Source organism: Pseudomonas sp. GW822-FHT03F04 (assembly GCF_058801405.1).
The window spans coordinates 61,240-73,395 of sequence record NZ_JBXANF010000017.1 but is presented as its reverse complement, the minus strand read 5'-3'; the positions used below and the strand labels follow the sequence as shown (position 1 = coordinate 73,395).

The window sequence follows — 12,156 nt, the reverse complement described above, 5'->3', positions numbered from 1 at the left end:
GCGGCGGATTACTGCGCAGGATGAACACGGCGCGGTTACCCGTCACGCCTGGGACGCCGTGGGCCGACTGATCCAGACGACGCTGCCAACCGGGGCGACGCGGGCCTGGTCCTACAGCGCCTACGGCCAGATCACCGCCGAACGCGACGAGCTGGGGCGTATCACCCGTTACGAATATGACGATGACCTGCACCTGGTCAGCCGGCGGATCAATCCTGACGGCACGCGACTGCAGTACCGCTACGACCATGCGCAGCTGTTGCTGACGGAGATCGAGAACGAGTCCGGCGACAAGTATCTTCTGGACTACACGCCCACCGGACTGATCCGACAGGAAACCGGCTTCGATGGACGGCGCACCGCGTATGCCTACGACCGCAACGGTCATTTGCTGGAAAAGACCGAGTACGGCGATGACGGCTCGACGCTGGTCACCGCTTACCAACGCGACAGCGCCGGGCGCCTGCTGCTCAAGACCCTGCCCGACGCCAGCACGGTTGAATACCGCTACGACCGCCTCGGCCGGCTGACCGGCGTCGATGACGGCCAGAATCACCCGCTGGCCTTCGAATACGACCTGCAGGACCGACTGGTGCGCGAGCATCAGGGCTGGGGCACTTTGCGTTACACCTACGACGCCTGCGGCCAGCTCAGCCGCATGCGCCTGCCGGACAACAGCAAGCTCGATTACCACTACGCCAAGGGCGGTGCGCTGACCGCGATCGACCTCAACGGCGCCTTGCTCACCCGGCACGTCTATCAGAACGGCCGCGAACAGCAGCGCCAGCAAGGCCTGCTGCTCAGCGAATACGCCTACGACGAACAGGGTCGCTTACGCGCCCACGCTGTCGGCCATCAACGCGGTGCGCTGTATCGCCGCGACTTTGCCTACAGCGCCAACGGCAACCTCGAACACATCGCCGACACCCGACACGGCCAGCGCAGCTACCAGTACGACGCCCTCGACCGGCTGATCCGCGTGCGTCACACCCGTGACGATGTGCCGGAAAACTTCGCCCACGACCCGGCCGGCAACCTGCTGCTGCAGGATCGCCCGGGCCCCACACACATCAAAGGCAACCGCCTGTTGATGCAGGGCGACCGCCACTACGACTACGACGCCTTCGGCAACCTGATCCGCGAACGCCGTGGCCGCGCCCAGCAACTGGTCACCGAATACCGCTACGACAGCCAGCACCGCCTGATCGGCCTGACCCGCCCCGACGGCACCACCGCGACCTACCAATACGACGCCTTCGGCCGCCGTATCCGCAAAACCGTCAACGGCCAGAGCACCGAGTTCTTCTGGCAAGGCGACCACCTGATCGCCGAAAGCAGCAAGGAACAACACCGCAGCTTCATCTACGAACCCGGCACCTTCCGCCCTCTGGCGATGCTCGACGGCAAAGGCCCGAAACGCGCCTGCCCGTTCTACTACCAGCTCGACCACCTCGGCACGCCGCAAGAACTGACCGACTACAGCGGCGACATCGTCTGGTCCGCCAAATACAGCGCCTACGGCAAGGTGACCTCGCTGGCGCTGGCGACCGAGGATTACCTCAACCAGCCGCTGCGCTTTCAGGGACAGTACTTCGATGAAGAAAGCGGGCTGCATTACAACCGGCACCGGTATTACGACCCGGAGGTGGGGCGGTATTTGACGCCGGATCCGGTGAAGCTGGCGGGTGGGTTGAACCAGTATCGGTATGTGCCGAATCCGACGGGGTGGGTGGATCCGTTGGGGTTGACCTCCAATTGTCCGCCACCCAAAAACAATAAGATCCAGAAGTGCTCAGTACCAACTCAGGCTAACAGACCTAACGTCAATCAAGGGTTGCCTATCGTTCCGGCCGTTGGCAAAGATGGGCCACAAAATGAAGCTGAAGCTAAGCGTCAGGTATTAGCTTGGAACAGACAATACAGAATGCACTCTGTAGAAAAACATGGGCCAGAAATTGATGATGCAGCTTTAAAGCAGAGGTCAATAGACGGATCGCATCCAACAAAAAAAGGCGTTAGAGGGATGGTGGGGCCGAGTTCTCAATTCAGTAGTTGGATGATGCAGTTTCGGGCGTTGCATTTTGCTTTATCTAGGATGCATAAAAAAATTCCTGAGCCGACAGGATATGATGCTGATCAAAACCCTATTGTTAGGATGAAACTGCCAGGAGCAGGCCGTGGTTACAAGCCCAATGAAAGAGATCTAAGCAATCCTCGATATATAGATAGCTTGGATGGGGCGGAAGTGAAATTTGATAAACGAGATGTTAAACGACCATTTACTGGCTTTCCACGATAGGTAAGATTATGTTGATGCTGCCATTTACAAGACTTCCATATGAACCCCGACTCTCTCATGTTTTGAGTGGGATATCGATTTACGATCGGGAAGAAACGCTTGGTAAGGCGTTGTGGGTTTATGATCCTAACAAATATGAGGATCAACAAGAAATAATTAAGAGTTTTATTGTTCCGGAGTTTGATTATTTAACCTATCGCCATAGATTTTTGATTTATAAACTCCTTGAAAATCATTTGCAGGATACTGACTTTGATTTTTCTGGAGAGTTTGAGAGCGACTATGATGATCCGAGAGTGCTCGCGTGGGATGAAACTGAAATAATAGACTCTCGTGGTTTTTTTGAACATATATATGAGATCGCCAGTAAGTTGTGGAGGGATGATTTGCTTCGGGCGAGCCTTGAAGATCAAACTCAATGGTGACTTTGATTGGCCTAGTTGTTTCGTGCAATTGAAGAAATTAGCGTTGCCCGATTAACTGTGATTGATGGAGGCTAGACAGGGAAAGACTATCAATCACATGCACACTATACCCCGGAATATTCTTCGCATGATGCTTCGCTTGCGAAGCCATCTCCGCCAACTGGCTCGCGTCCAATTGCGCACAAGCTTCAGGATGCAGATGGACGACCCCGATGGACAGTGACAACAACGGAAACTCCTGACGAATACCCTGACGATTCGGCGCAACAAAACACCCAGCTTCAAGATGTTCAGGGCGGTAGAAGCGACGGCATTGACTCTGGAAATCATCAAGCAATTGGTTCAGCCGTTTACGCCAATCCTCCGGGCCGAGAACCAGCAAAAAATCATCCCCCCCAATATGCCCGACAAAGTCGCGAGAAGGATCAACGCGTTCATTAAGGCATTGCGCCAAACACAACAACACCTCATCCCCGCGCCCATACCCATAGATATCGTTAAAGGGCTTGAAGCTGTCGATGTCGACATAGCAAATAACCGACTCCCGCCCCTGTTGCAGCAACCGCGTCAGGCATTGTTGGATCGGTACGTTGCCGGGTAGCAGAGTCAGCGGGTTGGCATAGCGAGCCTGCTGGATCTTCAGCTCGGTGATCAGCTTGAGCACGTCAATCACCCGACCCAGGCCCAGGTAGCTGCCGTTGAGGGTGATGATGAAGTCTTCTTCGATGCGCTGCCGGGCACGGCTGGTGATCAGGCGGCTGACCTGTTGCAGCGACTGGCTCATTTCCACGGCGAGGAAGTCGTCGTTCATCAGGCGGCTGATCGGTTTGCGGGCGAACAGGTCGGTGGCGAACGGCTTGAGCAGGGCATCGGACAATGAATGACGATGGACGATGCCGCAGGGCTGGCCTTGCTCGTCGAGCACCGCCAGCGAGTTCAGGTTGGCTTGACGACGGAACGCTTCGAGCACGGTGGCGGTCGGTGTGTCGCGGTCGACGGCCGGTTGATCGTTGAGCAGGGCGCTGAGGTCGCTGCCTTCATCGTTCAGTGCCACGGCGCTGCTGTCGTGCTTGGGCATCAGGGCCCGGGCGTCGCGTGGCGGGTGTTCCTGAGGACGCCCGAGCAGGTAACCCTGCACCAGATCGACACCCATTTCGGTCAGCACTGCCAGTTCTTCCGGCAACTCGATGCCCTCGGCAATCACTTGCGCCCGGGAGGCCTTGGCGATTTGCAGGATCGATCCGACGAACTCGCGTTTCAAGGCATCCTGATGGATGCCATCGATAAAGTGCCGATCGATTTTCACGTAATCGGGACGCAGCTCCGACCATAACCGCAAACTCGAATAACCCGCGCCAAGATCATCGAGGGCAATCGAAAACCCCATGGCTCGGTAGTGATGCAACGCAGTTTGCAGCAACTGGAAGTCATCGATCGGCGTCTGTTCGGTGAGTTCGATCACCACCTGGCTCGGTGGAATGCCGAAATCCTGAAGCAGTTGCAGCGTACGCCCTGGCTGGTGCGCGGCTTCGAGCAGGGATTCGGGAGAGACGTTGAGAAACAGCTTGCCCGGCAGTTGCTGCTCGTTGAAACGGCGGCAAGCGCTTTGGCGGCAGGCGATTTCCAGTTCGCTCAAGCGCCCGGCCTGGCGGGCCACGGCAAAGAGGGCGATAGGGGAGTGCAACGGGCTGTTGGACGGGCCACGGGTCAGGGCTTCATAACCGAGAATGCGTCGTTCAGAGAGGCAAATGATCGGCTGGAACAGGCTGTGCAAACCGCTTTGAGTCAGGATCGAGCTCAAGGCACTCAGCTGTTCGGTCGTGGTCATGGCATTCTCTGGCGATAAAAAAAGGACTGGGAGCGTTCTCGATGAAGAGAACCGCTCCCAGTCCTTTATTGCACGACAGAATGATGACTGTTTGATGACGATCCGGGGATCGTCAGCATTAAATTGCCATCACCTTACTTCTTGGCCACCTGATTGCTCAACTTCAGGTAATCCAGCAGTACGCGCCCGGTCTCGCTCAGGTAGGCGTCGTCTTCCGGTTTGACCTTGTCCGGCTCGGCTGCCGCGAGGGCGTCGTCGTCTTCTTTCTTCAGCTCTTTGAGCGGTTCTTCGCCTTTGGCCTTGCGACGGATGTTTTCCATCGCCAGTTGCTTGGCGTCGATATCGGCGTGCTGGGCACGGCGATCGGCTTCATTGAGGCTGACGGTTTTCTCTTCCATCAGTTTCTGCGCCAGGGCCAGCTTGTCGCGAATGAACACGAACTCCGCGTCTTTTGCCGAACGTACGTCATGCTCCGACTTGAGCTGCGCGATGTACGGCTTGAACGGGTCAACCGCAGGCTTGATGGCCGGCTTGATGGTGTCCCATGGCATGGCTTCAGGCAGGGCGCTCTCGCCGATTTCCTTGGTGTCGATGATCGACGGGTAATCGATGTCCGGCAGTACGCCCTGGTGCTGGGTGCTTTGGCCGGAAACCCGGTAGAACTTGGCCAGGGTCAGTTTCAGTTCGCCATGGTTCAGCGGCTGAATGGTCTGCACGGTGCCTTTGCCGAAGGTCTGGCCACCGATGATCAGCGCGCGGTGGTAGTCCTGCATGGCGCCGGCGAAGATCTCCGAAGCCGACGCGGACAGGCGGTTGACCAGCAGCGCCATCGGGCCTTTGTAGAACGCACCCGGGTTTTCGTCTTCGAGCACATCGACCCGGCCATCGGCGTTACGCACGAGCACGGTAGGGCCCTTGTCGATGAACAGGCTGGTCAGCTCGGTAGCTTCTTGCAGGGAGCCGCCGCCGTTGTTGCGCAGGTCGATGACCACGCCGTCGACTTTCTCTTTCTGCAGTTCGGTCAGGAGTTTCTTGACGTCGCGAGTGGTGCTCTTGTAATCCGGATCGCCGGCACGGAACGCCTTGAAGTCGAGATAGAAGGCTGGAATCTCGATCACGCCGAGTTTGTAGTCCTTGCCGTCCTGTTTCAGGCTCAGGATGGATTTCTTCACGGCCTGGTCTTCGAGTTTCACCGCTTCACGGGTGATCGGCACGATCTTGCTGGTCTGGTCGTTCGGCGCATTGCTCGCCGGGATGACTTCCAGACGAACCACGGTGCCTTTCGGACCACGGATCAGCTTGACTACTTCGTCCAGACGCCAGCCGACCACGTCGACCATCTCTTTGTTGCCTTGGGCAACGCCGATGATCTTGTCTGCCGGAGCAACCTGCTTAGTCTTGTCGGCCGGGCCTGCCGGCACCAGACGCACGACTTTCACCTGGTCGTTGTCGCTCTGCAACACGGCGCCGATGCCCTCGAGGGACAGGCTCATGTTGATGTCGAAGTTTTCCGCGTTATCCGGCGACAGATAGTTGGTGTGCGGGTCGTAAGACATGGCGAAGGTGTTGATGTACGCCTGGAAGATGTCTTCGGCACGGGTCTGGTCCAGACGCGCCAACTGGTTCTTGTAGCGCTTGGTCAGGGTTTCCTGGATCTGCTTCGGATCCTTGCCGGCGATCTTCTGCCGCAGCACTTCGTCCTTGACGCGTTTGCGCCACAGGTCGTCAAGTTCGGCGGTGGATTTGAGCCACGGGGCATCCTTGCGATCGATCAGCAAGGTTTCCTTCGTGGAGAAGTCCATCTTGTCGACGCCTTTGTTCAGCTCGGCAATGGCGAAGTCCAGACGCGCTTTCACGCGGTCCAGATAACGCTTGTAGATGGTGAAGCCGGCGTTGAGGTCGCCGCTCTTGAGGAAGTCGTCGAACTGGGTCTTCCACTTGTCGAATTCGGCGATGTCGCTGGCCATGAAGTAGCTGCGCGACGGGTCCAGCAGCTTGATGTAGCTGTCGTAGATGATCACCGAGCGCGCATCGTCGAGCGGTGGCTTGCTGTAGTGGTGACGTTTGAGCAACTCGACGACGTTCAGACTGGCGATTACTTCATCGCGATCAGGCTGCAACTTGTCCCAGCTGTTGGCTGCGAATGTGGTGCCCGACACCGGCAAGAGGCCGATACCGATGAAAAGAGCGAGGGCGGTGCTGGGGAGCAAATGCTTCATGCTGATTCGACGCGGGGACAATTGATAACGCATATTAGGCCGTCTTTGAAGTCGCCGGTACCTCTACGCTCTGTACGATAACTGCTGTTCAGCGTTCGTTCAGACCCCAGGGCCGGTCGCATAATGCAAAAAGCCCGGCGCTTCAGCTTCGGGCTCAGTCCAGACTCACTATGGAGGCACTGTGAAGGCATTGCAAGGCGTTGAAGGTCAAGTGGCATGGGTTGATGAGCCGAGTCCTACGTGCGATGTAGGACAAGTTCGCATCCGGGTGGCGGCAGCCGGCCTCAATCGCGCGGATTTATTACAGAAGGCGGGCCTTTATCCACCGCCGCCGGGTGCCAGTCAGGTGCTCGGTCTTGAGTGCTCCGGGGTGATCAGCGAAGTCGGCGCCGGTTCTTCCTGGCAGGTCGGTGATCGTGTCTGCGCCTTGCTGGCCGGGGGCGGGATGGCCGAAGAAGTGGTCGTCGACGGGCGGCATGTGCTGCCTGTTCCGGAAGGCGTGTCGCTGATCGAAGCGGCTGCTTTGCCTGAGGTGTACGCGACCGTCTGGCTGAATATTTTCCAGCTCGCTGCGCTCAAACCGGGTGAGAAAGTTCTTCTGCATGCCGGGGCCAGTGGTATCGGTTCAGCCGCCATTCAACTGTGCAAGGCGTTTGGCAATCCGTGCTGGGTCAGCGTCGGTTCGACCGAGCGCTTGGCCTACTGTGAAGCACTGGGGGCGCAAGGTGGCGTGGTGCGCACCGATGATCTGGAGAGCCTGCGGGATTTCGGGCCGTTCGATGTGATTCTGGATCCGGTGGGCGGTCATTATTCGGCACTGAATCTGAAGCTGATGGCTCAGGACGGGCGTTGGGTGCTCATCGGTCTGATGGGTGGCCGCGAAGCAAAACTCGATCTGGCCCAGGTGCTGGCCAAGCGCGTGCAACTGCTGGGTTCGACCTTGCGCAGCCGCAACGATCAGTTCAAGGCCGATCTGTTCAGTGATCTGAGCCAGCACGTGTGGCCGCTGTTTTCCGAGGGACGCTTGAAGCCGCAACTGGCCAAGACCTTTGCGATCAAGGATGCCGAGGCGGCGTTCGCCGAACTGGCGAGCAACACGGTGGCGGGGAAGCTGGTGCTGGTGATCGACGAAAGCCTGAGCTGATCATCGATGCTTGTGGGAGCAGGCTTGCTCCCACAAGACAATCGCTTACTTCCAGAGATGAATCGGCCAGCCGGATTTTTCGGCCTGCTCGCGCAACACCGGATCCGGATTGACCACGTGCGGGTAATCCACCTTCAGCAGCAGCGGCAGGTCATTGCGAGAGTCGGAATAGAAACTCGCGCCCTCGAGATTCTCTTCTTCGGCATCCAGCCATTCCAGCAAGCGGGTGATCTTGCCTTCGCGGTAGGTCAGGGTGCCCACGGTGTGGCCGCTGTATACGCCATGTGCCACTTCCAGTTCGATGCCCAGAATCTCGTCGATGCCCAACCGCTCGGCAATGGGTTTGACCAGGTGCGTGCCCGAGGCCGAGATCACCAGAATCCGGTCGCCGGCCTTGCGGTGGGCGGCGATGGTTTTGGTCGCGTCGCTGAAGATGATCGGCTCGATGAAGTCTTCCACCCACGGGCCGACCAGATGTTCGACTTCTTCCGGGGTTCGACCGATCAAGGGTTCGAGGCTGAATTCCATGAAGTCTTCCATGCGCAACTTGCCATGGCTGTAGGCGTCCATCAGCTCGTTGTTCTTGCGCATGAACGACTCGGGATCGACCCAGCCCAGGCGCCCCATCTGCTCGCTCCAGAGGGTGGCGCAGTCGCCGTGGATCAGGGTTTCGTCCAGATCAAAAATTGCCAGAGCCATCAGTGCAGTTCTCTCTTCAACGTCAGCAAAGTCATCAGGCTACCTCACACAGGGCCGTCGGATCGATGGAAAGTGCCAGGCGCTGACCGTCGGGGTGCAGGTCCGCCGCCGAACGGTTGAGGACATCCACCACCAATTCCACGCCCCGGGCTTCGATGCGATAACGGATCACGTTGCCCAGCAGGCTGTGGCTGCGAATCTGTGCGTCGAGTTCGCCGTTCAGGCTCAGTTCGATGGCCTCCGGGCGAATGGCGATGCGATGGTTGATCGGCCGCTGCAACAGCTTCGAGGCACTGTCGGCGTCCAGCAGGTTGTAGTTGCCGATGAAGCCGGCGGCGAACACGTCGACCGGGGCGGTGTAGAGGGTTTCGGCGTCGCCGCTTTGTACGATCTTTCCCTGATTCATCAGGAAAATCCGGTCAGACATGGTCAGGGCTTCTTCCTGATCGTGTGTGACGAAAATCGTGGTCAGGCCGAGTTCGCGCTGGATCTGACGGATCTGTTCACGCAGGTGTTTGCGAATCCGTGCATCGAGGGCCGACAGCGGCTCATCCAGCAGCAACAGACGCGGACGGGTGACCAGCGAGCGGGCGAGGGCGACACGCTGGCACTGACCGCCGGAGAGCTGGTGCGGATAACGGCTGGCGAAATCGTTGAGCTCAACCAGTTTCAACACTTCGGCGACGCGCTTGTGGCTGTCGTCGGCATTGACCTTCTGCATGCGCAAACCGAAGGCGACGTTCTGCTCCACGGTCATGTTGGGAAACAGTGCGTAGCTCTGGAACACCATGCCGATCCCGCGTTTCTGTGGCGTCAGCGGCACGATGTCGACGCCGTCGAGCAGAATCTTGCCGCCATCCACCGGCGTCAGGCCGGCGATGCAGCGCAGCAGGGTGGATTTGCCGCAACCGGACGGGCCGAGCAGGGTGACGAATTCACCCTTCTGGATTTCGCAGTTGATGTCGCTGAATACGGTTGTACCCGCGTAGTTCTTTTGAAGATGTTGGACGCTGACATAGCTCATTCGCTTTTGTCCTTGTTCAAGATGTTGGCGACCCAGGTCAGGACCAGCACGAAAAAGAAGTAGGAAATCACCAGCGCACTGGTGAAGTGGCCGCTGCTGTTGCGCATGTTGTTGAGGTAGACCTGCAGGGTTTCATAGCGGGTGCCGACCAGGATGTTGGCGAACACGAACTCACCGAACAGGAACGAGAACGACAGCAGCAACGCCACCATCAAACCCTTGCGCAGGTTCGGCAGCACCACCAGGAATGCCGCCTGAAAGGTGCTGGCGCCAAGCAATTGGGCGGCGTCCATCAGGTCGCGCAGGTTGATCGCTTGCAGGTTGTTGGTGATCGCCCGGTACATGAACGGCAGCGCCACGGTGAAGTAGCAACCGATCAGGATCCACGGCGTGCCGACCATCGCGAACGGTCCGGAACCATAGAGCTGCAGCAGCCCCACCGACGACACCACCGGCGGCACCGCGAAGGGCAGCAGGATCAGGATGTTCATCAGTGCATCGAGTTTCGGGAAGTGGTAATGCACCACGAACAGCAGCGGCAGGATCAGCACCACCGACAGGATCAGCGCGCCGACGCACACCAGCAACGATTGGCCGAAGGCGTGCAGGAAGCGCGGATCGCTCCACAACTGGATGTACCACTTGAAGGTGAAACCGCTGGGCAGGATAGTGGCCGACCAACTGCTGGCGATCGAGTAGACCAGCGTGCCCACCAGCGGCAGCAGCAGGATGGCGAACAGCAGGTACACCACGACGCGGTGGTAGACGCCGGCCGGGCCGGATTCAGCGCGAGACATGGTAGCTCCTCTTCAACAGCAGTTGATGCACGACGGTCACCAGAGTCATCAGCGCCACCAGCACCACGGCCAGGGCACTGGCCAGGTTCGGATCCAGGGAAATGTCGCCGGAGACCATCGCGGCAATGCGGATCGGCAGCACGTTGAAGTTGCCGGTGGTCAGGGCATACACCGTGGCGTAGGCGCCGAGGGCGTTGGCCAGCAGGATCACGAAGGTGCCGAGCAGGGCCGGGGTCAACACCGGCAGGCCGATGTGGCGCCAGAACTGCCAGCCGTCAGCACCCAGCAGCGCTGCGGATTCGCGCCAGTCCTCACGCAGCGCGTCGAACGCCGGGTACAGCAGCAGGACGCCGAGGGGAATCTGGAAGTAGGTGTAGAGGATGATCAGCCCGGTTTTCGAATACAGGTTGAAGTCCTGAATGATCCCGGCCTGTTTCAGCATGATGGTGATGCTGCCGTTGAAACCGAGCAGGATGATGAACGCGAACGCCAGAGGCACGCCGGCGAAGTTGCTGGTCATGTTGGCGAAGGCGTTGACGAAGTTGCGCAGCTTCGAATCGACCCGACGCAGGGAGTAGGCACCCAGCACCGCGATGATGATCCCGAACACACTCGACCAGAAACTGATTTCGAGGCTGTACTGGATCGCCTGCAGATAGAACTTCGAATTGAAGATCTTGCTGAAGTTGGCGAAACCCCAACCGAACTCTTCCGATTGCAGGCTGTTGATCATCACCCAGACCAGCGGGGCGATTTCGAACACGATAAAGAACAGGGCGAAGGGCACCAGGCACAGGGCGGCCAGCCATTTGCCGCGAGTCATTGAGTTCACTTGAGCAACTCCCGGCACACAGGTTTGTCGTGGGGTACGCCGAGCAGCTCGCAGACGGTGCCGCAGATGTCGGTCTGCTTCGGTGTGGCGTCGGCGTTCAGGCTGAAGGCGTCACCGAGCACAAACAGTGGCACCTGGCGTTCTTCCGGCAGCAGGCCGTTGTGCGAGCGGTCGTTGTTCATGCCGTGGTCGGCGGTCACCAGCACTTGATAACCGGCGTCGAGCCAGCCTTGCAGGTAGTCGGCAAGGATGATGTCTGCGCTGCGCGCGCTGTTGCGGTATTGCGGGGTGTCGAGGCCGTGCTTGTGGCCGGCGTCGTCGATGTTCATCGGATGGATCAGCAGAAAGTCCGGGGCGTGGCGCAGACGCAGGTTTTCGGCGTCGGCGAACAGGTGCGAGTCCGGATAGTGATCGTTCCAGTAGAAGTGGCCGTGCTGGATCGGTAGCGCCGGGTCATCGGTGTGACGATCCCGTGCGGCCACGAACGGCGAGCGGTTGTAGAGCTCGCTGACCCAGTGGTACGCCGCGGCGGCGGTTTTCAGACCGGCATCGCGGGCGTAGTGATAGATGCTGCGCTGATTGGACAGGCGCGAGACGTTGTTGTGGACGATGCCGCTGTCGATGGGCGGCACACCCGTGAGGATGCATTCGTAAAGCGGTCGGGACAGGGCCGGCAGCTCGCACTCCAACTGGTAGAGCGCGGCGCGTCCTGCGCCAACGTAAGCCTGCAGATGCCCCATGGCGTGATGCGCGACTTCGTAATTGAGGCCGTCGAGCACGACAAGGATGACGTTGTGCTTCATAGGGGCAAAAACTCCGCGAAACAGATCAGATTTTGAATTCAACGCAGATTCCCCTGTGGGAGCGAACTCGCTCCCACAGGGGATCT

10 protein-coding genes are annotated in these 12,156 nt (G+C 58.8%); 3 read left to right on the top strand and 7 right to left on the bottom strand.

Features of this window, described 5'->3' with window-relative positions:
- A partial coding sequence (locus AC1RMX_RS29190; RefSeq protein ID WP_493073850.1) for an RHS repeat-associated core domain-containing protein occupies window positions 1–2,299 on the top strand: 2,299 nt, incomplete at its 5' end.
- An 8-nt stretch (window positions 2,300–2,307) separates the two neighbouring features.
- On the top strand, window positions 2,308–2,724 hold the full coding sequence (locus tag AC1RMX_RS29185) for a hypothetical protein (RefSeq protein ID WP_493073849.1): 417 nt from the start codon (window positions 2,308–2,310) through the stop codon (window positions 2,722–2,724).
- Window positions 2,725–2,761: 37 nt separating this feature from the next.
- Here the strand turns inward: AC1RMX_RS29185 and AC1RMX_RS29180 are convergent, their stop codons facing one another.
- Together AC1RMX_RS29180 and AC1RMX_RS29175 are read right to left on the bottom strand one after the other, a co-directional pair.
- Entirely contained in the window at window positions 2,762–4,552 is a 1,791-nt protein-coding gene (locus AC1RMX_RS29180; RefSeq protein WP_493073848.1) for a bifunctional diguanylate cyclase/phosphodiesterase, read from the bottom strand.
- A 134-nt stretch (window positions 4,553–4,686) separates the two neighbouring features.
- The gene (locus AC1RMX_RS29175; RefSeq protein WP_173861398.1) at window positions 4,687–6,771 is read right to left on the bottom strand and encodes a carboxy terminal-processing peptidase; all 2,085 of its coding nucleotides are present in this window, start codon (window positions 6,769–6,771) and stop codon (window positions 4,687–4,689) included.
- Window positions 6,772–6,952: 181 nt separating this feature from the next.
- Between AC1RMX_RS29175 and AC1RMX_RS29170 the strand changes: the two genes are divergently transcribed.
- Window positions 6,953–7,915 (top strand): zinc-binding dehydrogenase, encoded by a 963-nt coding sequence (locus AC1RMX_RS29170; RefSeq protein ID WP_096822921.1) that lies wholly within the window; start codon window positions 6,953–6,955, stop codon window positions 7,913–7,915.
- 45 nt (window positions 7,916–7,960) lie between these two features.
- Here AC1RMX_RS29170 and AC1RMX_RS29165 read toward each other — a convergent pair whose 3' ends face one another.
- Genes AC1RMX_RS29165 through AC1RMX_RS29145 form a run of 5 tightly spaced genes read right to left on the bottom strand, consistent with a single transcriptional unit; the run spans window position 7,961 to window position 12,070 of the window.
- Window positions 7,961–8,614, bottom strand: a complete 654-nt coding sequence (locus AC1RMX_RS29165) for an HAD family hydrolase (protein WP_102622779.1) — start codon at window positions 8,612–8,614, stop codon at window positions 7,961–7,963.
- Between the two features lie 34 nt (window positions 8,615–8,648).
- On the bottom strand, window positions 8,649–9,638 hold the full coding sequence (locus AC1RMX_RS29160) for an ABC transporter ATP-binding protein (protein ID WP_192560138.1): 990 nt from the start codon (window positions 9,636–9,638) through the stop codon (window positions 8,649–8,651).
- Window positions 9,635–10,435 carry an ABC transporter permease gene (locus tag AC1RMX_RS29155; RefSeq protein ID WP_096822924.1) on the bottom strand — a complete coding sequence of 267 codons (801 nt, stop codon included), beginning with the start codon at window positions 10,433–10,435 and terminating at the stop codon, window positions 9,635–9,637. Before AC1RMX_RS29155 ends, AC1RMX_RS29160 begins: the two co-directional genes overlap by 4 nt.
- Window positions 10,422–11,258: an ABC transporter permease gene (locus tag AC1RMX_RS29150; protein WP_167748736.1), complete on the bottom strand. Its 837-nt coding sequence runs from the start codon at window positions 11,256–11,258 to the stop codon at window positions 10,422–10,424. The genes AC1RMX_RS29155 and AC1RMX_RS29150 overlap by 14 nt, the downstream gene beginning before the upstream one ends.
- Before the next feature lie 5 nt (window positions 11,259–11,263).
- Window positions 11,264–12,070: an alkaline phosphatase family protein gene (locus AC1RMX_RS29145; protein ID WP_096822926.1), complete on the bottom strand. Its 807-nt coding sequence runs from the start codon at window positions 12,068–12,070 to the stop codon at window positions 11,264–11,266.
- Between the last annotated feature and the right edge of the window lie 86 nt (window positions 12,071–12,156).